Consider the following 20206-nt stretch of genomic DNA (forward strand, 5'->3'; position numbering starts at 1 on the left):
ACAGGTGGGCTGGCTATCGTGACTTTCAACCAATGGGTTGAAACGAGGTGCCGATGGTTGCAGACGCGCTGTCCCGGGTCTTTGCCGCTCTCGCGGATCCGACCCGGCGGGACATGGTGGCCCGGCTCGCCGCGGGCGACGCGACGGTGAACCAGCTCGCCGAGCCCTACGAGATGACGCTGCAGGCGGTGTACAAGCACCTGCGAGTGCTCGAGGACGCGGGGCTGGTGAGTCGGCCGCCGGCGCCGCAGCCGCGGCCGGTGCGCCTGGAGACGGAGGTGTTCGACCTGATGGACAAGTGGATCGAGCGCTATCGGCGCCAGGCCGAGGAGCGTTACCGCCGCCTCGACACGGTCCTGGCCGCGATGGACGAAGCGACAACGAACGAAACCGACGAGCAGAACGGAAGCGCGGCATGAACACCATTGCCGAGACCACGATCGAGGCCGACTCGAGGGTGCCGGTCATTCGGCTGACCCGCGACTTCGCGGCCACGCCCGAGCAACTGTTCCGCGCGCACACCGACCCGAAGCTGTTCCCGGCCTTCCTCACCGCGGGCACCGGCATCGAGCTGCCACCCGGACCGGCGGTGGACGACGACCCGGTCGGTGCGTGGCAGCACCACTGCGACGCCGTGCAGGCGGTGCTCGACGATCCGGCGACCGCCGAACGGGTCTTCGCCCACCCGCACATCGGCGAGCTGCCGCTGGACGGCGCGATCGACCAGTTCTACACGACGGACGTTTTCATGCACACCTGGGATCTCGCCCGGGCCACCGGCCAGGACGACCGGCTGGACCCGGACTTCTGTGCCGAGCTGTTCGCCGGGATGGAGTCGATGGAAGCGGTCATCCGATCGTCCGGACACTACGGCGTCCGGGTCCCGGTCAAGGACGACGCGGACGCGCAGACCAAGTTGCTGGGGTTCATCGGCCGCGATCCGGAGTGGACGCCGCCGCACCGCTGAGCACGGACACCACTACGAGGAGCGCAGTATGAATATCACCTCCATGGGCCAACAGGTAGAAAGCGGCGAAACCCTTGCCAGACGCCTTGTCCTGTGCGGCGTCATAGCGGGCCCGCTGTTCATCGGCGCATCGCTGGTCCAGGCCCTGACCCGCAGCGGGTTCTCACTCACAACCCACGCGATCAGCCTGCTTCTCCTCGGAGATTCCGGCTGGGTACAGTTCGCCAATTTCGGTGTGACCGGTCTCCTTTCCATCGCTTTTGCTGTCGGGGTATGGCGGCTGCAGCACTGGGGATCGCTGCTCATCGGCGCGTACGGGGTGCTGCTGATCGCCGCCGCCTGCTGCAAACCCGACCCCGCATTCGGCTTCCCACCCGGCTCCCCTGAAGGCGCGGGCTCCACGATCAGCGGACACGCCACGTTGCACTCCCTCGCATTCTTCGGGCTGGTCCTCGCGGTGATCGCAGCGTGTTTCGTGTACGCCCGCCGGTTTCGCGCACTCAAGCTGAGGGCTTGGGCAAACTATTGTGTGGCGACCGCACTGGGCACGCCCATCCTCCTGTTTGCGGGCATGGGACTCTCGGCCACCGGCAAAGGCGGATTGCCGCTCTTGGGCGTGGCAGTGGCTACTTCGGCATGGCTCACGACAATCGCGGTGCGGCTACGCATGGACAGCCGGCCGCGGTAGCTGCCAGCCCTTCGACCTGACGGAAGCATGAGCCCGAAGCCGCTCGACGTGACGCTCGCCGCGCTCGCCGATCCGACGCGCCGAGCGATCCTCGCCCGGCTGGCAGCGGGCGAGGCCACGATGACGGAGCTGGCCGCGCCGTTCGACATGAGCCAGCCCGCCATATCCAAACACCTCAAGGTCCTGGAACGTGCCGGACTCATCTCGCGCGGCCGCGCTGCACAGCGGCGACCGTGCCGGCTCGAGGCCAGCCCGCTCAAGGCGGCGGCCGACTGGCTCGAGCAGTACCGCTGCTACTGGGAAGAAATCCCGGGGGTGTGGCCGGGCGCGAGCGTCAGGCGAAGGTGTTCGTCGATCGTGTACGTGCCGTCCCAGACGACGGCCTGAGCAGCGCGAAGGATCGGCTCGACCGACTCGGTGAAAGCGGCGCCGCGGTCGCGGAAGAACTCGACATCGCTTTGGGCGAACAGGTACCTGGCGTTGGAAAAGGCCGGGACGTGCTGCCCGGTGCCGCCGCGATCCGCGTCACCGAGACGCCGCCCAGCTCAATGGTGTGCATAGCCTGATCCTCGACGGCCTGCCACGCCCGAGGAAAGAAGGCACATTGATGTCCACTGACGCGGCGCGAGCGTCGAAAGGCACCTTCGTCACCGTGGCCGAGCACGAGGCGTGCCCGGTGACGCGCCTGCTGCGCCGGGTCGGTGACAAGTGGAGCCCGGTCGTCATCCGGTTGCTGGCCACGGGCGCGCACGGGTTCAACGAGCTCGACCGGTCCATCGAGGGCATCAGCCGGCGCATGCTGACCCGCACGCTGCGCGGCTTGCAGGACGAGGGCTTCGTCAGCCGCACGGTTCGGGGCGGGAAGGCCATGCGTGTCGAGTACGCGTTGACCGAGCTCGGCGCGTCGTTGCGGGACCAGTTGGCCGCCCTCGGGGGATGGGCGGCGACGCATCAGACGTCCAGGCCCGAACAGCGCTGAGGGTCGCCGTGCGTGGCTACCCGGCGTCGGGCGCCAGGACGCGTCGGGCGAGCCAGGCCAGACCCTCGGCGATCTCATCGACCGACTGGTGGCGTTCGAAGCGCTGGTAGCGGTACAACTCGGGGGCCAATGGCGCCAGGAGCACATCGACGATGCCGTCGGACGAGGCGATGCCCGCGGTGTCGAGCAGGTGCCGCACGTGCGCGCGCCAGAACCCGTATGCGCCGACGGCGAACCTCGCGCTGCCGGTCTCGGCGAGCGGCAGATGCTGCTCGAGCAGCGCGACCATCGCCGCGTAGAAGGCCACCAGCCGCTGGAGCGGCGGTGCGCCGGGACCGAGCGGCGGCGGCCCGCTGAGCAGCCGCTGCTGCAGGTCTCGCTCGTGCTCGTCGAGCAGGGCCACCGCGACCGTGGCCGGATCGGGGTACCGGCGGTACAGCGTGGCCCGGCCGACGCCGGCGGCCTTGGCCGGCATCGGCGCCATCGGCGCGATCGGCCTGGGCATCGTGGTACACGACGAGTCGGTGACGGTCGCCCGCATGGCGGCGCTCGCCCTCATCGTCGGCGGCATCGTCCTGGCCCGGGTCGCTACCCCGCAATGACGCGGCCGACCGGCGATAGTCTTCGGCTGGCAAAGCGCGCGACAAACTCGGGGGAGACATGCAGTTCGGGGTGCTGGGACCGGTAACGGTCTGGAACGACGACGGCCGGCCGGTCGCGGTGCCGGGTCTCAAGGTCCGCGCGCTGCTCGCCGCGCTGCTGCTGGAGGCGGGCCGGCCGGTGACCGCCGACCGGCTCATCGAAGACCTGTGGGGCGACCGCCCGCCGGGCAACGCGCCCGCCGCCTTGTCGGCGAAGGTCTCGCAGCTGCGTCGGGTGCTCGACGACGCCGAGCCGGGGGCGCGGCGGCTGGTGTTGTCGCCGCCGCCCGGGTACGTGCTGTGCGTCGACGGCGGCGCGCTGGACGTGCACCGGTTCGCGGAGCTGACCACGGCGGCGCGCGCGACACCCGCGCCGGCCGAGCGCGCCGCGCTGCTGGCCGACGCACTGGCGCTGTGGCGCGGCCCGGCGTTCGCCGACTTCCGTGACGAGGACTTCACCCGGCCGGTGACCGCCCGCCTCGACGAGCAGCGGCTGGTGGCATGGGAGGACCTCGCCGAGGCCCGGCTCGCCGTGGGCGAGCACGACGTGGTCGCCGGCGAGCTGGCCGAGCTGGTGGCCGAGCACCCGCTGCGCGAGCGACCGCGGGCGTTGCACATGCTCGCGCTGTACCGTGCGGGCCGGCAGGCCGAGGCACTCGACGGCTACTCGCGCCTGCGCGTCCAGCTGCAGGACGAGCTCGGCCTGGAGCCGGGCGTGGAGATCGCCGCGCTGCACCAGGCGATCCTGCGGCAGGACCCGGCGCTGTCCCTGCCCGCCGGGCCGGGCCGGGCCGGCAGGAACCGCCCGGCGACGAACCTGCCGGCCGCGGTGACCGGCCTGATCGGCCGTGACGCCGCCGTCGACGCGCTGCGGGCCCTGGTGGGCGAGCACCGCCTGGTATCGCTCACCGGGTCCGGCGGTGTCGGCAAGACCCGCCTCGCCATCGAGGTCGCCCGCCGCCTGGAACCGGACTGTCCCGACGGGGTGTGGCTGGCCGAGCTCGCGGCGCATGGCCCGACGGACCCGCCGGAGCTGCTCGCCGGCACGGTGCTCGACATGCTCGACGTGCACGACAGCGCCGGTCCGGGCGCACCGCAGGGTCCGGTCGAGCGCCTCGTCACCGTGCTGCGCGACCGGCAGCTCCTGCTGGTGCTGGACAACTGTGAACACCTCGCCGACCAGGTCGCCGGGCTCGCCGGACGGCTGCTGGGCGCGGCGCCCGGCGTCCGGCTGCTGGCGACGAGCCGCGAGCCGTTGGGCCTGCCGGGCGAGACGGTGTGGCCGGTACCGCCGCTGGACGTGCCGGCGAGCGCGGATCCCGAGGCGGTGGCGCAGACCGGCGCCGGGCAGCTCTTCGTTGCCCGGGCCGCCGCCGCGGCGCACGGCTTCGCCCTCACGCCGGGCAACGCGGCCGGCGTCGCGCTGCTGTGCCGGCGCCTCGACGGCATCCCGCTGGCGCTGGAGCTGGCCGCGACCCGCGTGCGGGCGCTCGGCGTGGAGGGCCTCGTCGCCGGCCTCGACGACCGCTTCCGGCTGCTCGCCACCGGGCATCGCGGTGCCCCGCCCCGCCAGCAGACGTTGCTGGCGATGATCGACTGGAGCTGGCAGCTGCTCACCGGGCCGGAGCAGCTGGTGCTGCGCCGGCTCGCGGTGCATGCCGACGGCTGTACGCGCGAGGCCGCGGTCGTGGTGTGCGCCGACGGCGAACTGTCGGGCGCGGCGGTCCTCGACGTGATCGGCCGTCTGGTCGACCGGTCGCTGGTCGCCGTGGCCGAGGGAGTCGACGGCGGTGGTCCGCGGTACCGGCTGCTGGAGTCCGTGGCCGCCTTCGGGGCCGAGCGGCTGGCCGAGGCCGGTGAGGCCGAGCCGATCGCGCGGCGGGCCTGGCGCTACTACACCGAGCTGGCCGAGGCGGCCGCGCCGCAGCTCTACGGGCCCGGTCAGCGCGAGTGGCTGCGCCGGCTCGACGCGGAGGCCGCCAACCTGCGGACCGCCCTGGACCGCGCCGGCGACGATCTCCCGCTGCGGCTGGCCAACGCCCTGGCGTGGTACTGGTTCCTGCGCGGCCGGCTGACCGAGGCGCAGCGAGCCCTGCGCGCCGCGCTGGCCGGGGCCGGCGCGACCCGGCCGGCGCTGCGGGCCACCGCATCGGCCTGGCTGACCGGCATCGTGTTCCTGCTTGGCGACATCGCGGACTGGCCCGCCCGGCACGCGGCCGCGGTGCGCGGCCTCGACGAGGTCGACGATCCCGGCGCCCGGGCCCGAGCGCTGTGGTTCCTGGCGTTCGCCGAAACGGACCTCGGCGACGTGCCCGCCGTCAGCGCACTGGTCGAACAGGCACTGGCGCAGTTCCAGGAGATCGGCGACCGGTGGGGCGTCGCGGCGGCGCTGAGCCTGCGGGCCAAGCACGCCCACATCACCGGCGACCTCGACGCCCTGGCCGGTGACGCCGGGCGCAGCGTGGTGCTGTTTCGCCGGCTCGGCGACCGGTGGGGCCTGCTGCACGCCTCGGAGTGGCTGGCGGCGCACGCCGAGCTGACCGGCGATCACCGCCGCGCCGCCGACCTGCACCAGGACGGCCTGCGCATCGCCGAGGACCTGGGGCTGTGGCCGGAGGTTGCCGGGCGGTTGTCCTGGCTCGGATGGGGCGCACTGCAGCGCGGCGACTACGCGGCGGCCCGTGAGCTGAGCGCCCGCGCGCTGCGGCTGTCGCAGGAGCAGGGCTCCCCGCTCAACGCGATCTTCGCCGAGATGGGGCTGGCGTTCGCCGCCCGCCGGGCCGGCGACCTCGAGGCGGCCGACGCGCACCTGCACAGCCTGCTCGCCGCCGCCGCGGACCGCGACGGCGAGGCCGGCCAGCCGCTGCACGTGCCCAGTGTGCTGGTCGAATGGGGATACCTCGCCGAGCAGCGGGGCGATGCGATCACGGCCCGGCGCAGCCACGCCGAGTCGTACGCCATCGCGCAGCGGCTCGGCGCGGCCCGCGACGCCGTGCATGCCCTGGCCGGGCTGGCCGGTGTGGAGGCGCTGGACGGCGGGCGGCCCGGCGCCGGCCGGGCCGCCCGCATCCTCGGTGCCGTTGCCGCCGCCCGGGATCGGCTCGGCATGCCGGTCAGCGTCGCCGAGCGCTATGACCTGGACCGCACGGCCGCGGCGGCCCGGTCGGTGCTCGGCGACGCCGACTACCACGCGATGGTGACGCAGGGCCGCGAGCTGAGCGCGGAGGACGCGTTCAGCTCACTGTCTTCGCGACCGTCTCGGCAATCCGGTTGAACGTGCTGTAGTCGCCGGCGCTGACCCGGTTCTTGCAGACCGCGACCGCGAGACCGGTGGCCGTGTCCGCGTAGGCCGCCGTGCCGCCGCTGCCGGCCATCCCGAACAGCGTCGGGCTGTCCAGCGGGCCCGGGAAGCCGAGGCTGTATCCGAGGCTGCGGGTGCCGGGGAAGCCGACGACCTCGTCGACGCCGCTGATCGCCGGCGCCGTCGCCTCGCGCAGCCGGTCCGCGCCGACGAGCCGGACGCCGTCGACGCCGTCCATCAGCGCGGCGTACATCCGCGCGAGGGCGCGGGCGGACATCACCCCGCCGGCCGGGATGTCGGCGGCCAGCACGTCGGCCCGGTTGCAGTACGCGGCGGTGGGCATCGCGTGCGGCGGGGCGGCGGTCCAGCCGTCGACGATCCGGAAGAACGGCACCTGCTCCGCCAGCGCGGCGAACATCTCGGGCGTCATCTGCGCGGCCTCGTCGGCCTCCTCCATCCGGGCCACCGACGGCTGCTCGGCGGCCGGCACCCCGAAGTACAGCTCGCCGACCAGCCCGAGCGGGCCGGCGACGTGCCGGCGCAGCAGTTCGGACATGCTCAGGCCGGTGGCCCGGCGAGCGACCTCGCCGAGGATGTAGCCGAACGTCTGCGGGTGGTACCCCTGCTTCGTGCCCGGCTCCCACCACGGCGCGGCGTCGGCGATGGCGGCGCACATGCCCGCCCAGTCGCACAGGTCCTCGGGCGTGGTGTCCACCGGCACCCCGGGCACGCCGACGGTGTGGGTCAACGCGTGCCGGACCGTGGCGCGATCCTTGCCGTGGGCGCGGAACTCCGGCCACAGCTCGGCGATCCGCGTGTCGTAGCCCAGCTCGCCACGCTCGACGAGCACGTGGATGACGGTGGCCGTGACACCCTTGCCGGTCGACGTGACGTGAAACGGCGTGCCCGACGTGACGGGCCGGCCGGTGGCCGCGTCCGCGACGCCGGCCACCGCATCGACGACCGGCTCGCCGCGGCGGTACACCGCGACCTGCAACCCCCGCTCGGCACCGGTCTCGACCAGCTCGTCGACGACGGACTGCACCTGCTGCTGCAGTGCTGACATGACGGTGTTCCCCCTGGAGATGTTCACGGCTGGCTGACGGTGCTCGGTGCGTAGCTGAGGATCAGCACGCCCTTGTCGAGCGGATGGGTGGCAACGTGTGCCAGCTGGGTCTGCGGCCAGCCGGTGAACGGCCCGGAGCCGGTGCCGAGCACGACCGGGTGTACCCACAGCCGCACCTCGTCGAGCAGACCGTGCGCGGCGAGGGTTTTGGCGACCGGGCCGCACCCGTACATCAGCAGGTCTCCGCCCGGCTGCTGCTTGAGTGCGCGGACGGCGTCGGCGAGGTCGCCGGCCAGGAGGCGGGAGTTGGTCCACGTGACGCTGCCGAGGGTCGTGGACGCCACGTACTTGGGCATGCTGTTGATCCGGTCCGAGAACTCGTCGCCGGTCCGCGACGGCCACGACCCGGCGAAGCCCTCGTAGGTCACCCGCCCCATCAGCAGCGCGTCCGCCGCGAACAGCTGGTCGCGGGCGTAGCGCAGGTAGCCGTCGCTCACATGGGAGAACGACCAGTCTTGCGGGTTGTCCATCACACCGTCGAGGGTCGTGAAGACCGAGGCGATGACCTTACGCATGGAGCACTCCTTCGGCAGGATCGGGCAGGATGTTGGCGTTGAACCGAAACACGTTGTCCGGGTCGTAGGCCCGCTTGACGCGTGCCAGCCGGCGCAGGTTCGCGCCGGTGAACGCGGCCGCGACGCGGGCCGGGTCGTTGAGCAGGTTCAGGAACGATCCGCCCGTGGCGTGCGGGCGCAGCACCGACGCCAACGCGTCGTCGGCCGCGTCGAGGACGACGGAATACGGCGTGTCGCGGTGCCCGGCGGGTCCCACGTCGCCGCCCGGTTCGGCGATGGCGCCGCCCCAGTGCCGGACCTCGACCGCGCCGACCGCCGGGTCGGCGCCGTCCGCGACGGCGGACACCACCTGCTTGAGCACGGTGTCGGGCAGCGTTGCGAACAGCTCCGCATGCCGCGGCGCCACGTCGCCGAGGGCGAACATCGCTTCGACGCCCAGCGCGGCGAAGCCGCCGCGCACCGGCCGGCCCGCGGCGTTCCACAGTGGACGCAGCAGGCGCTCCGCCCGGGCGGCGGGGCCGAGGTGCAGGCCGCGGACGGCGACCCCGTCGGGCCGCACGACCACCACGACGTTCAGTTGCGGCGGATGGCCCGGGGCGTGCTCGCGGTACCAGGCGAGGATTTCGCCGACCCGCTCCGGCGCAAACCACACGGTGCCGCCGTACGCCTCAGGAATGGGGAACAGCCGGAACTCCAGCGCCGTGACGACGCCGAAGTTCCCGCCGCCGCCGCGCACCGCCCAGAACAGGTCCGGGTGGCTGTCGGCGTCGGCTGCGACCGTGACGCCCTCGGCGGTGACGATCTCGGCGCTCAGGACGCTGTCGGCGGCGAGGCCGAACCGGCGCGACAGCCAGCTGTGTCCGCCGCCGAGCGTGTAGCCGGTCACGCCGACGTCGCCCGAGGATCCTGCTAGCGGTACCAACCCTTGTGCCGCAGCGGCGGCGACCACGGCGGCCCACCGGGCGCCCGGACCGACCCGCGCGATCCGACGACGGGCGTCGATGTCGATGCCGTCCAGCGATGTCGATTTCAGCAGCAGCGCGCCGTCGGCGGCGCGCAGCGTGCCGTGCCCGGTGGCCTGCACCGCGAACGGCAGCGCCTGCTCCCGGGCGACCCGCAGCGCGGCCGGGACGTCCTCGATCCGGGCCGCCTCGGCGATGAGTGCCGGGTGCGGGTCAAGGGCCGGATCGCGCGCATGCCGGGCGCCGTCATAGTCCGCCGACCCCGGCAGCAGCACCCGCCCGGCGATCCGCGAACCGAGCTCGCGGGCGGCTTCACGTGTTCCCATCATCAGTCCCTTGCTCATTGGTACCGGTAGGTGGTGCGGGCGTCGCGCAGAACGGTGGCCCACCAGGTGAGCCGGTCGAGCGTCGTCTTCGCCGTGGCGTTGCACTCGGCGGTGTGCCGCGGCCAGCTGCCGTCGGGGGCGAACTGCTCCCAGTAGCGGGGCAGGCTCACGGCGGCGCGGATCGGCACCGCGTCGAGCTCGCTGAAGATCTGGCGCAGCTGCCCGGCCGCAAGCAGTCCGCCGGTCTCGCGGCCGTAGGACACGAGCGCGACCGGCTTGGCCCGCCATTCCTCGACGTACCAGTCGATCGCGCTCTTCAACGGGGCGGGGAAGCTGTGGTTGTACTCCGGGGTCACCACCACGAACGCGTCGGCCGCCGTGAGCCGTGGCGCCAGCGCCAGTACCGCGGCCGGTCGCGGCTCCTCGTCGTCGGTGAGCGTCTCGGGCAGCCCGGCGACGGCGAGGTCGACGAGGTCCACCTCCAGGTCGCCACGCCGCTCGGCGTGCGTGATGAACCAGGCGGCGATGGTCGGCCCGAACCGGCCGCTGCGGGTGCTGCCGACGATGACGACCACGCGCAGCGCTCGACGTTCCGGCATCGTGGGCCTCCCTCGGATCGGTGCCGTTCCTGCGACACCGCCCACGCTGCCCAACGCCGTTTACGGTTTCCTTACGGCGACCTCGTCATCGGCACAGCCGACTCACCTGCGACCGTCAAGAAACGGTAAGGCGCCCGGCGCACCGTATCTCGGACAAGCACCTCACCCAGAGAACGGACACCGAGCCATGACCGGCGACGTCGATGCCTACGTCAACGCCAACTTCGAGCCGTACCACCGCGAGATCTTCGAGTCGCTGCGCGAACTCATGTGCCGGCACGCCCCGCACGCCCAGCTGGTGATCAGCCGCGGCTCGCCGGCGTGGACCGGCCGCGGCCTGCTGGCCATCATCAGCCGCAGCAAGACGCACCTCACGCTGGCGTTCGGCCGGGGTGCGGCGTTCACCGACAGCCACGGGCTGCTCGAAGGCACGGGCAAGACCACCAGGCACATCAAGCTGAAGAGCGCCGGCGGCATCGACAACGACGCCGTGGCCGACTACATCCGCCAGGCCGTAGCGCTGGACGGCCGCTGAGCTCAGATCGTGCGCCGTAGCGCGGTCTCCACGGCATCGATCAGCGGATCGCCGTTGGTCCGCGGGTGCCGTGCGAGACCGAGTTCGACGTCCGGCAGGGTGGGCAGGGCGTCCGCGTCGTGGCAGGCCATGACCGGTTCGAGGTTCGCGGGCATGAGCGCCGCGACGCCGAGCCCGGCCCGCAACGCGGCGAGCACACCGACCAGGCTGTTGCTTTCGAACGCCACCCGCCAATGCCGATCGGTGCGGTCCAGCGTCTCCACGACCGCTGTGCGCCAGGCGCACGTGTTCGAGAACAGCACCACCGGCAGGGGATCGGCGGCCACGTCCACACCCTGGCCGATCGCCCAGACCAGCGGGCGGCGCACCGTCCAGCGCGGCGGGCCGGGAAGGTCCGGTACCTCGTCGAGCACGAGGTGGACGCGGCCCCCGTCGTAGGCCTCCCGCATCGCGGCGCTGGAAACGCTGAGCACCTCCAGCGTCGCGCCGGGATGCAGCCGGGCGAGGTCGGCGAGGGCCTGCGGAAGCTGGGACGCGGCCAGGTCTTCGAGCAGTCCGACGCCGCAGTGGCCGGTCAGCGCGCGTCCGGTTTCGGTGAGTGCCTGTGCGGAGAGCGCGAGGATGCGTTCGGCGTAGGGCAGCAGCTCGTCACCCGCCCGGGTCGGCGAGACGCCGGCCGGCGAGCGGTGCAGCAATGGGCGGCCGACCACGCTCTCGAGCTTGCGCAACTGCTGGCTCAGCGCGGGCTGGGTGTGTCCGAGCACGGTCGCGGCGCGGCTGATGCTGCCCGAGCGCACGGCGGTCACGAACGCCCGCAGCAACGCGGTCTCAAGGTCCCGGGGCATAAGAATTCATTATGCCTGACCTCAGCAAATTACGCGTTCCTATAACGTCGCGGACGATCTAGCGTCACGTATGTGACCGGATACCGGCAGGTGCTCGCCCTGCCAGGGATGGCATCGCTCCTGGGCGTCTCGCTGCTCGCCCGCACCGCGATCACGGCCGACGTGATGGCGCTGACGATGTACATCGTGCTGGGCCTGCACATGACCTATGCGGCAGCGGGTGGCGTCGCGGCGGCGCTGACCGCCGGGGTGGCGCTGGGCGGGCCGCTGCTCGGCCGCATGATCGACCGGCGCGGGCTGCGTACCGTGCTGCTGGCGACCGTCGTGCTGCAGGTCGTGTTCTGGCTGAGCGTGCCGATCCTGCCGTACGGGATCCTGCTGGGCGCCGCCTTCGCGGCGGGCCTGCTGATGGTGCCGGCCCAGTCGGCGACCAGGCAGGCAATCACCGCGATGACGACGGCGACGCAACGCCGGGCCGCGTTCGCGCTGGAATCGGTGCAGGGCGAGCTGTCGTACATCGTGGGGCCGGCGGTGGTGATCCTGTGCGCGGCGGCGCTGTCCCCCGGTGTGGTGGCGTGGGGAGTCGGCGCCGCGATCGCGCTCGGCGGGGCCGGGATCGCCCTGCTCAACCCGCCGGTGCGAGCCGCGAACGAGGCGGACGCCGGGGCGGCCGGACGACCACCGCGTCGAGAGTGGCTGGGCGCCGGCATGATTGCGGTACTCACGATGGCGCTCGGCGCCACAACGCTGCTCAGCGGCGTCGACCTCGCCATCGTCGCCACGCTCCGAGCGGCGGGACAGGTGTCCTGGGCCGCCGGGGTCGTGGCCGTCTTCGGCGTGGCGTCCGTCGCCGGCGGACTGATCTATGGCGCGCTGTCCCGGCCGCTGCCCACGTGGCTGCTGCTCGGCCTGCTGGGGCTCGTGACCATCCCCGCCGGGCTCGCACACGACTGGCCCTGGTTGTGCGTGGCCATGGTCGGCACCGGGCTGCTCACCGCGCCGACCCTCTCCACGGTGGCCGACGCGGTGAGCCGGCTGGCGCCGGCCAGCGTGCGGGGTGAGGCGATCGGTCTGCAATCCTCGGCGCTGAGCGCGGGTTTCGCGCTCGGATCACCGCTCGTCGGGGTGGCGATCGACCTCTCCGTGCCGGCGGGCGGCTTCGCGGCGGCCGGGCTGGCCGGCCTGGCCGCCGCGCTGACCGGATGTCTGCTGTCCCGGCGCTCGCTCGCGCGAACGCGGCCTGCGCTCAGCGATCTCGGCGACGCCGTGGCATCGGACCGTGAGCCGCGGGCCGCAGCGCTCAGTCCAGCGGCAGCCCGGCGTTCTGCGCCGTGAGCCGGGCGTGGCTTTCGAACAGCGCGTCGCGGCCGGCCTCGTCGATCCAGGCGAAGTGACCGTAGGCCTCCAGCGACACGAAGCCGTGCAGCGCCGACCACGCCTGCAGCATCGCCTGGAAGGTGTCGGCCGGGATGGCCACGGGCAGGTCGTGGCTCTTGAGCTCGGCGCAGGCGACGAGTGAGGGGTGCACCTCGCGCACCCGCGGCGGTGCGAGCCGGCCGGCCGCGAGGGCCTGCACGAACAGCGCGGACAGCTGTGACATCGCCCGCTGCGCCGCCTCCGTGGTCGGGCCGTCCTCGGGCGCGGTGTACCCCTTGATCGGCAGGCCGAGGATCAGCGCGAACTGCTGCGGCTCCTCCCGGGCCCACCGCCGGTAGCTCTGCGCGACGGCCAGGAAACGCCCGCCGACGTCGTCGGCCGGCAACGCGTCGCGCGCCTTTGCCACTGCGTCGCCGAGGTCGTTGTACGCATCGGCGATCAGATCGCTGAGCAGCGCGTCGCGGTCGGCGAAGTAGCGATACAGCGCCGGCGCGGTCATGTCCATGGCGCGGGCGATGTCGGCGAACTTGAGATCGGCCGTGCCGTGCTCGCGCATGAGGGCGACGGCCGTCCGCTTGATCTCCTCGATCGTCGCGGCGCGCGCCTTCTCCCGCCGGGGCGCCGAGCGCGGGGCGATGCCCATGGTGCTTCCTCCAGATGAACGTTCTGTTAAGCATCGTTACAGACGTGAAGCGGCTTGACAAGTGATGTCTCGTCATGTTGGTTAATAGTCGTAACGCTGATAACTTGACATTACCTGAGGCAGGAATCATGACCGACCTCGCGACGCTCCCGGACGAGGCAAGCCCGGGAGCACCGCAGCCGAAACTCGGCCCGCTCGGGCGCCTGGCCCGCCTGTCCTACCGGCGCCGGGGCGTGACGGTGCTCGCCTGGGTGGCCGCCCTCGCCGCCGCCGTCGTGCTCTCGACGTTCTTCGGCGGCGACTTCAAGGCCGACTACTCCGCGCCCGGCTCCGACTCCAAGCAGGCCCTGGAGCTGTTGGAGCAGCGCTTCCCCAGCCAGTCCGGCGCGACCGTCTCGGTCGTCGTGCGGGCCGACGGCGGCGTCGCCGGCCTCCGCGGCGACGTACAGGCGCTGCTCGCGTCGCTGACCGCGGCGCCGCACGTGGCGGGCGCCGAGGACCCGTTCCAGGCGCCTGGCGCGATCGCGGCCGACGGCCGCACCCTGGTCGCGAACCTGCGCCTGGACGTCACCAACCCCGACGACATGCCCGTCGCGGACAGCCAGCGGCTGCTCGACATCGCGCACGCGGCCGAGCACCCCGGCCTGACCGTCGCGCTCGGCGGCCAGAGCATCCAGCGCGCCGAGCAGGGCGCCATCGGCTCCGAGGGCATCGGCCTCGCCGCGGCCATCATCATCCTGCTGCTGACCTTCGGCTCGGTCGTCGCGGCCGGCCTGCCGGTGCTCGTCGCCGTCGCCGGGCTGGCCGTGAGCAGCAGCCTCACCGCGCTGCTCATCCTGTTCGTCGACGCGCCGGACTGGTCGACCTCGCTGGCGACCATGATGGGCATCGGCATCGGCATCGACTACGTGCTGCTCATGGTCACCCGCTTCCGCGAGTGGCGGGCCGCCGGCCTGGATCCGGAGGCCGCCACCGTGGCGACGCTCGACACCGCGGGCCGATCGGTCATGGTCGCCGGCAGCACCGTCATCGTCAGCATGCTCGGCCTGTTCGCGATGGGCCTGTCGTTCATGCGCGGCGCGGCCCTCGTCACCATCCTCGGCGTGCTCGTGACCCTGGTCGCCAGCATGACCCTGTTCCCGGCGCTGCTGGGGTACCTCGGCCGGCACGTCGACCGGCTCCGGCTGCCGCTCGGCCGGCGCGCGGCGCTCACCGTCGCCGCCGGCGGCCACATCGAGCCGAGCCGCGCCTGGCTGCGCTGGAGCACCTTCGTCCAGCGGCACCGGTTCGTCTCCGCCCTCGCCGGCCTCGCGATCCTGCTGGCCCTCGCCGCGCCGTTCCTCGGCGTGCGGTTCGGGTTCCCCGACGCCGGCAACAACCGGGCCGAGACGTCCACCCGGCAGGCGTACGACCTGGTCTCCCAGGGCTTCGGCCCCGGCGCCAACGGCCCGCTCGTCCTCGCTGTGGAACTGCCCGGCGGCCGCGGGCCGCTGGACGCCCTCGCCACGGCCCTGCAGCGCACCGACGGCGTCGCGCTCGCCATGCCGGCGCAGGTCAACCAGGCCGGCGACACCGCCGTCATCACGGTCCTGCCGAAGACCGGCCCGCAGGACCAGCGGACCAAGGACCTCGTCGAGCGGCTGCGTGACACCCTGCCGGCGGCGGTCGCCGGATCCGGCGCCGTCGTGCACGTCGGCGGTGTCACGGCCACGGCGATCGACAGCACCGCCAACATCGCCCGGCGGATCCCGCTGCTCATCGGCGGCGTCGTCCTGCTGTCCATGCTGCTGCTGCTCGTGTCGTTCCGCAGCATCACCGTCGCGCTGAAGGCTGCCGCCATGAACCTGCTCTCCGTCGCCGCCTCCTACGGCGTGGTGGCGCTGGTCCTGCAGGGCGGCTGGGCGGGCCGGCTGATCGGCATCGACACCGAGACGCCGCTGCCGGCATTCGTCCCGGTACTCATGTTCGCCGTGCTGTTCGGTCTGTCGATGGACTACGAGGTGTTCCTGGTCAGCCGCATGCGCGAGGTCTGGACCCGCACGTCGGACAACGGCCGCGCGGTCACCGAGGGCCTCGCCGGCACCGCCCGCGTCATCACCGCCGCGGCGGCCATCATGATCGCCGTGTTCGCGGCCTTCGTACCCAGCCCGGACCTGGTCCTCAAGGTCATCGGCGTGGGCATGGCCGCGGCGATCCTGCTCGACGCCACGGTCGTGCGGCTCCTGCTGGTCCCGGCGGTCATGCACATCCTCGGCCGGGTCAACTGGTGGATGCCCGCCCGGCTAGGCCGGCTCCTGCCCGAGCTGCACGTCGAGGGCCGGGCGCACGAGCACCTGCCCGAGCCGGAGCTCGCGACCGTATAGCACCACGGGGTAGGCCCGCCGCTGTCCGCGGCGGGCCGCCGCACGCCGGAGCGCCGGAACGGACGGTCAGATGCCGTCGAACTTGTTCAGGGTGTGCATCAGGGTTGCGAGTGTGGAGGCGCAGTCGGTCTGCTTCGGTGTTGACGTGCGTAGGGCCGTGAGCGCGTCGTCGATCTGGCTGTCGAGTTGGTGCCATTTCGTGGCGTCGCGCGGTTTGAGCCCGGCCTCGGCGTCGTCCCACGCCACCTCGAGGTCTTTCACTCGGGTCTTCGCTCCGGCCAGGTCGTTCTTCGTGACCTTGGTCTGGACGTCACCGACGATCACCGCGAACTTGCTCAGGTCACCCAGCTTGGTTGTCGGGTGTGCCTGACGGACCGGGGTCGCGGTGCCGCTGCCCTGCTGACCCACGGTGACGCTGCTCTGGTCGGCTGCGGCCTGGAGATCGGTGGCCGGCTGGGACGTGTGGGTCATGCTGAGTCCAAAGCCGATCACGGCGACGGCCAGGGCGGCCGCTCCGGCCCAGGCGTAGTCCTGACGGTGGCCGCCCAGCGGTCCGGCGCCTTTGGCGACGACACCATAGCGGTTCGCCAGCACCTGCTCACGGGCGACCAGCACGAGGATGGCGGCGAAGAACAATATGCTGGTGACGCTCGCGCCGAGCGCCAGCCCGCCGAGGTCCTTGTCCTGGGTGAGCAGATCGCCCAGCGACGCGCCGAGCGGCCGTGTGAGCACGTAGGCGATCCAGAACGTCAGCACCTGACCGGCCCCGGCGCGGTTGGCGATCCAGGTGGCCAGGATCAGCCCGCCGAAGATCAGCACGCCGTTGCGGAAGCCCAGGTTGAGCGCCTCGGTCGCCAGGTCACCGGAGGCAGTGCCGAGCGCGAACGTGGTTAGGATCGCGCCCCAGTAGAACGCCTCGCGGCGAGGTGTGTCGATGGAGGTGATCGCGAGCGTGCGCTCCTGCCGGTACCACACGATGAACACGACGGCGAGGACGACCGTGAAGACGGCGGTACTGACGTATAGGCTCACGCCCAGCGTGTCGGTGAAGAAGTCGGTGAGCTGGGTGCCGACGATGCTCACCAGCACGACGCACAGCCAATAGATCCACGGAGTGTACTGCCGCGTCCGGAATTGCACGACGAGCGCGCCCACGAGCAGCGCCAGCATGATGACGTCGGTCACCGCGGGGCCGAGACCGACATTCACGGCCAGATAGTCCGCGAATGTCTCGCCGATTGTTGTCGACAGTACCTTGATGACCCAGAACACGGCGGTGATCGCCGGTACCTTCGTCAGCCAATCGCGCGAAGTCATGGGCCGACCAGCGGCAACGGACACAGCTCTCCCCTTACGACAGTCAGTCAGACGTCGGTTCAATAGGGATCGGACGGTAGGTCGGCGGCGCTGAGTTTTTGCTGAAGACGTCGTGGTGGAATCGGCGAGTCTTCTTTGAATGGGGGGTGGTAATGCATCGGCGAGTCGTATTCGAAACGTCGCAGCACGTTCGGGTGCGACGTGCTATAAGGCGGTCGGTCGGGTGATGAGCCCGCACCGGCCCGACCCATCCCCGGCACCGTTGTGACCGGTGCTCGTATCGCCTGGGCATGGGCATGCTCAGGCCGCCGGGTCCCGGCGGTGCAGCACCAGCGCGGCGAGCGCGATGCTGACGCCGATGGTCGCGATCTGCACCGCGATACCCGTTCCGAGGCCCGGGAGCGAGGCCACGTCGGGCGAGCCGGCCCGCTCGAGCAGCCGCGGCCAGCTCTGCCAGTAGCGGACCGGGAGGGCGATCGCGATCGCGTGCAGGACGCCGCCGCGGCCGGTCGCCTGCCCGTTGAGGATGCTCGCGACAACGACGAAGCCGATCGCGGCCGCAACCGCTTCGGCGCCGCGCGGCAGCAGCAGACCGAGCATGAAGGCGATCGCGGCGATGCTGAGCATGCACAGTGTCAGGTAACCGGCGGCGGCCAGGACCCGGCCGATCGTCGCCCCGGTGGACAGGTCGGGGGCGCCGATGATGTGGAACGGGTGCCAGCCGAACACGGCGAGGCCGATGAGCACGCCGGCGAGCAGGTCGCAGGCGACGGCCACCGCGACGGCCACCACGACGGCGCCGAGCTTGCCGGCCAGCAGGTGGCCGCGGGTGACCGGCGCGACGTAGAGGTAGCGCAGGATGCCCCAGTCCCGGTCTGCGGAGGCGACTGCAGCGGCCAGCACCGCCACCACGACGGGCAGCAGTAGCGGCCCGGTGAACTGCAGACTCGCCATCGCGTGGTTCAGGGCGGAGTAGGTAGAGGCGCCGAACAGGCCGTCCTGGTTGTTGTACCGATGGCCGGCGGAGGAGGCGGTTGCCAGGCCGGCGGCGATCGGTACCGCGACCAGGCAGCCGAGCGCGATGAGTGTGCGCAGCCGCAGGATCTGGGTTCGCAGTTCAACGCGCAGCATCAGATTCTCCCGTGCTCGAGGTGGGTTCGGTCATGGCCAGGAAGGCGTCCTCCAGCGATCTGCCGGTCCGGTGGACGCCGGCGACGCGGATGCCCGCCGTCACGAGCGACTGGACCAGGTCGCTGGCCGGCACGCCCGGTGCGGTCACGACGGCTTCGCCGTCGCGGGTGGCGACGGCGGTGATACCCGGCAGATCGCGCAGCACGGCCACCGCGCGATCGAGCGCGTCGACCTCGAACCGGAGGGTGTCGGTGTCGCCGAGGAGCTCGCCGAGAGGGCCTTCGGCGACGAGCCGGCCGCGATCCATGACCACCGCATGCGTGGCGACCTGTTGAACCTCGGCGAGCTGATGGCTGGAGATCAGTACCGCAACGCCGGTCTCCGCGAGCCTTGCGAGGTGCCCGCGGAGCGCTCGGACCTCGGCGGGGTCGAGGCCGTTCGCCGGCTCATCGAGAACGAGCACGTCGGGTGCCCGCATGAGCGCCTGGGCGAGCATCAGCCGCTGCTTCATCCCCATGGAGTAGCGTCGCATCTTCCGCGACAGGGCATCGCCGAGCCCGGCGAGGTTGAGCGCATCGTCGAGCGCCGGCGGCGGCCAGGTCCGTCCGGTGGCCGACCACAGCAGCCGCAGGTTGGCCAGGCCGCTCAGGTGCGGCACGAACGCCGCGCCGTCGATGAGCACCCCGACGCGACGCAGGACCGCCGCGCCGAGCCCGACCGGCTCGCCGAGGATGCTGACGCGCCCGTCGGTCGGTGTTGACAGCCCGACCAGCACGCGCATGGTGGATGTCTTGCCGGCGCCGTTCGGTCCCAGCAGTGCACAGACCTGTCCGGGCTGGACGGTGAAGCTGATTCGGTCGACCGCGGTGTGGCGACCGTAGCGTTTCGACAAGGACTCGACCTGGATCATCCGGTAGCTCCGTTCGGGCGGGCCGCCAGCACGGCGGCGGTGAGTCCCGACGCGGCCAGCCCGGCGCCGACGGTCAGGCTGACGAGGACGGGAACCGTGGTGACGGGACCGCCGGTGAGGACGGTCCACAGTGGATCGCGGAACGCGGTCATGGCCACCAGCACCGCGGTGCCGGCCAGCACCGACCGCTCCGCGACGTGCGCGGGCCGGGTTCGCGCGGGCCGGGCGATGAACCCCGCGGCCGTGTTGGTGAGGATGCAGAAGGCGAACATGGACGTCGCCACGACGGTGACCGCCCAGCCGATGAGCAGCGGATCGGTCCAGCCCTCACCGATCGCCTGCGCGCCGATGACGCCCGCGGCGGCCAGCAGACTGGCCGCGGCGAACACACCGGTCGCGTGCCGCCGGGTCCATTCGACGACCCCGGGACCGGCCCAGCGCCGCACGACCGGCAGCCGGGAGGCGAGCAGCGCGACATCACCGAGCCAGTCATGCTGCCAGCCGCTCGCGGCGGCGCGCGGCGACCGACTCCGCCACACGATGCCGCCGGCGGCCAGCGCCAGCACCGACACCACTGCGAGCCCCGCAATGAGGGCCGTCGTCCAGCCGTTCCAGACCGCGCGGTGCGCACCGACCATGACGGCGGACCACTCGAAGACCAGCGGCAGGCCGGTCACCCCGGTCAGCGCGCCGGCCGCCCGCGCGGTCTGCTGCTCGCGGTCGGGGCCGCCGGGGGCGTGCCACACCAGCAGCCGCGCGGCGATCACCACAGCCAGTGGTGGCACTGCGACGACCGCGAACGAGACGAACACGTCATAGGGGTCGTCCTGCCACGGGCTGACGGCCCGGACGGCTTTGTCCTGGGTGGCCAGCACGGTCAGCGCCTCGAACACGGCGGCCGATCCGAGTGCGGACAGGACGGCGGCAAGCTTCGCATGTCTCACGCCCGCCGATAGTACGCGGCTCGTACTACGATGCAAG

At 72.2% G+C, this 20206-nt stretch carries 21 protein-coding genes; 10 read left to right on the plus strand and 11 right to left on the minus strand.

Going from position 1 to position 20206, the window contains the following annotated elements:
• The first annotated feature begins 53 nt into the window (after positions 1-53).
• The 5 genes from ABD901_RS03775 to ABD901_RS03795 all read left to right on the plus strand — a co-directional run bounded on the left by ABD901_RS03775 (position 54) and on the right by ABD901_RS03795 (position 2634).
• Entirely contained in the window at positions 54-419 is a 366-nt protein-coding gene (locus ABD901_RS03775; RefSeq protein ID WP_345121241.1) for an ArsR/SmtB family transcription factor, read from the plus strand.
• Positions 416-967, plus strand: a complete 552-nt coding sequence (locus tag ABD901_RS03780; RefSeq protein WP_345121243.1) for a TIGR03086 family protein — start codon at positions 416-418, stop codon at positions 965-967. The genes ABD901_RS03775 and ABD901_RS03780 overlap by 4 nt, the downstream gene beginning before the upstream one ends.
• Before the next feature lie 28 nt (positions 968-995).
• Positions 996-1655 (plus strand): DUF998 domain-containing protein, encoded by a 660-nt coding sequence (locus ABD901_RS03785; RefSeq protein ID WP_345121245.1) that lies wholly within the window; start codon positions 996-998, stop codon positions 1653-1655.
• A 27-nt stretch (positions 1656-1682) separates the two neighbouring features.
• A complete protein-coding gene (locus ABD901_RS03790) occupies positions 1683-2042 on the plus strand; it encodes an ArsR/SmtB family transcription factor (RefSeq protein ID WP_345121247.1) in 360 nt (119 codons plus the stop codon).
• 220 nt (positions 2043-2262) lie between these two features.
• Entirely contained in the window at positions 2263-2634 is a 372-nt protein-coding gene (locus ABD901_RS03795) for a winged helix-turn-helix transcriptional regulator (RefSeq protein ID WP_345121249.1), read from the plus strand.
• 16 nt (positions 2635-2650) lie between these two features.
• Here ABD901_RS03795 and ABD901_RS03800 read toward each other — a convergent pair whose 3' ends face one another.
• Positions 2651-3109: a TetR/AcrR family transcriptional regulator gene (locus tag ABD901_RS03800; RefSeq protein ID WP_345121251.1), complete on the minus strand. Its 459-nt coding sequence runs from the start codon at positions 3107-3109 to the stop codon at positions 2651-2653.
• Between ABD901_RS03800 and ABD901_RS03805 the strand changes: the two genes are divergently transcribed.
• On the plus strand, positions 3099-3236 hold the full coding sequence (locus ABD901_RS03805) for a hypothetical protein (protein ID WP_345121253.1): 138 nt from the start codon (positions 3099-3101) through the stop codon (positions 3234-3236). The two genes, ABD901_RS03800 and ABD901_RS03805, sit on opposite strands and share 11 nt — an antisense overlap.
• Positions 3237-3306: 70 nt before the next feature.
• Positions 3307-6549, plus strand: coding sequence for an AfsR/SARP family transcriptional regulator (locus tag ABD901_RS03810; protein WP_345121255.1), 3243 nt, complete (start codon positions 3307-3309; stop codon positions 6547-6549).
• On the opposite strand, the gene ABD901_RS03815 is transcribed toward ABD901_RS03810, so the two are convergent.
• From ABD901_RS03815 to ABD901_RS03830, 4 genes are read right to left on the minus strand one after another with little or no spacing between them, the layout of a single operon-like run.
• Positions 6509-7642 (minus strand): serine hydrolase domain-containing protein, encoded by a 1134-nt coding sequence (locus ABD901_RS03815; RefSeq protein ID WP_345121257.1) that lies wholly within the window; start codon positions 7640-7642, stop codon positions 6509-6511. The two genes, ABD901_RS03810 and ABD901_RS03815, sit on opposite strands and share 41 nt — an antisense overlap.
• A 23-nt stretch (positions 7643-7665) precedes the next feature.
• A complete protein-coding gene (locus ABD901_RS03820) occupies positions 7666-8217 on the minus strand; it encodes a dihydrofolate reductase family protein (RefSeq protein ID WP_345121259.1) in 552 nt (183 codons plus the stop codon).
• Complete coding sequence (locus ABD901_RS03825; RefSeq protein WP_345121262.1) at positions 8210-9505, minus strand: FAD-binding oxidoreductase; 1296 nt, start codon at positions 9503-9505, stop codon at positions 8210-8212. Before ABD901_RS03825 ends, ABD901_RS03820 begins: the two co-directional genes overlap by 8 nt.
• Positions 9506-9519: 14 nt before the next feature.
• Positions 9520-10104: an NADPH-dependent FMN reductase gene (locus tag ABD901_RS03830; RefSeq protein WP_345121264.1), complete on the minus strand. Its 585-nt coding sequence runs from the start codon at positions 10102-10104 to the stop codon at positions 9520-9522.
• A gap of 187 nt (positions 10105-10291) precedes the next feature.
• Between ABD901_RS03830 and ABD901_RS03835 the strand changes: the two genes are divergently transcribed.
• Positions 10292-10639, plus strand: coding sequence for a DUF1801 domain-containing protein (locus ABD901_RS03835; RefSeq protein WP_345121266.1), 348 nt, complete (start codon positions 10292-10294; stop codon positions 10637-10639).
• 2 nt (positions 10640-10641) lie between these two features.
• Here the strand turns inward: ABD901_RS03835 and ABD901_RS03840 are convergent, their stop codons facing one another.
• A complete protein-coding gene (locus tag ABD901_RS03840) occupies positions 10642-11484 on the minus strand; it encodes a LysR family transcriptional regulator (RefSeq protein ID WP_345121268.1) in 843 nt (280 codons plus the stop codon).
• Between the two features lie 72 nt (positions 11485-11556).
• On the opposite strand from ABD901_RS03840, the gene ABD901_RS03845 reads away from it, so the two are divergent.
• Positions 11557-12819, plus strand: a complete 1263-nt coding sequence (locus tag ABD901_RS03845; protein WP_345121270.1) for an MFS transporter — start codon at positions 11557-11559, stop codon at positions 12817-12819.
• Here ABD901_RS03845 and ABD901_RS03850 read toward each other — a convergent pair.
• Positions 12785-13504, minus strand: coding sequence for a TetR/AcrR family transcriptional regulator (locus ABD901_RS03850; protein WP_345121272.1), 720 nt, complete (start codon positions 13502-13504; stop codon positions 12785-12787). The genes ABD901_RS03845 and ABD901_RS03850 overlap by 35 nt on opposite strands.
• 128 nt (positions 13505-13632) lie before the next feature.
• Here ABD901_RS03850 and ABD901_RS03855 point away from each other — a divergent pair, with 128 nt between their 5' ends.
• Positions 13633-15867, plus strand: coding sequence for an MMPL family transporter (locus tag ABD901_RS03855; protein ID WP_345121274.1), 2235 nt, complete (start codon positions 13633-13635; stop codon positions 15865-15867).
• 66 nt (positions 15868-15933) lie between these two features.
• Here the strand turns inward: ABD901_RS03855 and ABD901_RS03860 are convergent, their stop codons facing one another.
• The 4 genes from ABD901_RS03860 to ABD901_RS03875 all read right to left on the minus strand — a co-directional run bounded on the left by ABD901_RS03860 (position 15934) and on the right by ABD901_RS03875 (position 20169).
• Positions 15934-17247, minus strand: coding sequence for a COG4705 family protein (locus ABD901_RS03860; RefSeq protein ID WP_345121276.1), 1314 nt, complete (start codon positions 17245-17247; stop codon positions 15934-15936).
• Between the two features lie 237 nt (positions 17248-17484).
• Complete coding sequence (locus ABD901_RS03865) at positions 17485-18315, minus strand: ABC transporter permease subunit (protein WP_345121278.1); 831 nt, start codon at positions 18313-18315, stop codon at positions 17485-17487.
• Positions 18302-19225, minus strand: coding sequence for an ABC transporter ATP-binding protein (locus ABD901_RS03870; RefSeq protein WP_345121280.1), 924 nt, complete (start codon positions 19223-19225; stop codon positions 18302-18304). Before ABD901_RS03870 ends, ABD901_RS03865 begins: the two co-directional genes overlap by 14 nt.
• Entirely contained in the window at positions 19222-20169 is a 948-nt protein-coding gene (locus ABD901_RS03875; RefSeq protein ID WP_345121282.1) for a hypothetical protein, read from the minus strand. Before ABD901_RS03875 ends, ABD901_RS03870 begins: the two co-directional genes overlap by 4 nt.
• Positions 20170-20206 lie beyond the last annotated feature (37 nt).

It is taken from the genome of Dactylosporangium darangshiense, from assembly GCF_039537565.1.
Classification (GTDB): Bacteria; Actinomycetota; Actinomycetes; order Mycobacteriales; family Micromonosporaceae; genus Dactylosporangium; species Dactylosporangium darangshiense.

Coding starts and splice junctions, on each gene's coding strand:
- ABD901_RS03820 (WP_345121259.1), bottom strand. CDS start 8,217: ATGCGTAAGGTCATCGCCTCGGTCTTCACGACCCTCGACGGTGTGATG.
- ABD901_RS03795 (WP_345121249.1), top strand. CDS start 2,263: ATGTCCACTGACGCGGCGCGAGCGTCGAAAGGCACCTTCGTCACCGTG.
- ABD901_RS03870 (WP_345121280.1), bottom strand. CDS start 19,225: ATGATCCAGGTCGAGTCCTTGTCGAAACGCTACGGTCGCCACACCGCG.
- ABD901_RS03790 (WP_345121247.1), top strand. CDS start 1,683: ATGAGCCCGAAGCCGCTCGACGTGACGCTCGCCGCGCTCGCCGATCCG.
- ABD901_RS03835 (WP_345121266.1), top strand. CDS start 10,292: ATGACCGGCGACGTCGATGCCTACGTCAACGCCAACTTCGAGCCGTAC.
- ABD901_RS03865 (WP_345121278.1), bottom strand. CDS start 18,315: ATGCTGCGCGTTGAACTGCGAACCCAGATCCTGCGGCTGCGCACACTC.
- ABD901_RS03825 (WP_345121262.1), bottom strand. CDS start 9,505: ATGGGAACACGTGAAGCCGCCCGCGAGCTCGGTTCGCGGATCGCCGGG.
- ABD901_RS03840 (WP_345121268.1), bottom strand. CDS start 11,484: ATGCCCCGGGACCTTGAGACCGCGTTGCTGCGGGCGTTCGTGACCGCC.
- ABD901_RS03830 (WP_345121264.1), bottom strand. CDS start 10,104: ATGCCGGAACGTCGAGCGCTGCGCGTGGTCGTCATCGTCGGCAGCACC.
- ABD901_RS03855 (WP_345121274.1), top strand. CDS start 13,633: ATGACCGACCTCGCGACGCTCCCGGACGAGGCAAGCCCGGGAGCACCG.
- ABD901_RS03800 (WP_345121251.1), bottom strand. CDS start 3,109: ATGCCGGCCAAGGCCGCCGGCGTCGGCCGGGCCACGCTGTACCGCCGG.
- ABD901_RS03775 (WP_345121241.1), top strand. CDS start 54: ATGGTTGCAGACGCGCTGTCCCGGGTCTTTGCCGCTCTCGCGGATCCG.
- ABD901_RS03785 (WP_345121245.1), top strand. CDS start 996: ATGAATATCACCTCCATGGGCCAACAGGTAGAAAGCGGCGAAACCCTT.
- ABD901_RS03815 (WP_345121257.1), bottom strand. CDS start 7,642: ATGTCAGCACTGCAGCAGCAGGTGCAGTCCGTCGTCGACGAGCTGGTC.
- ABD901_RS03850 (WP_345121272.1), bottom strand. CDS start 13,504: ATGGGCATCGCCCCGCGCTCGGCGCCCCGGCGGGAGAAGGCGCGCGCC.
- ABD901_RS03780 (WP_345121243.1), top strand. CDS start 416: ATGAACACCATTGCCGAGACCACGATCGAGGCCGACTCGAGGGTGCCG.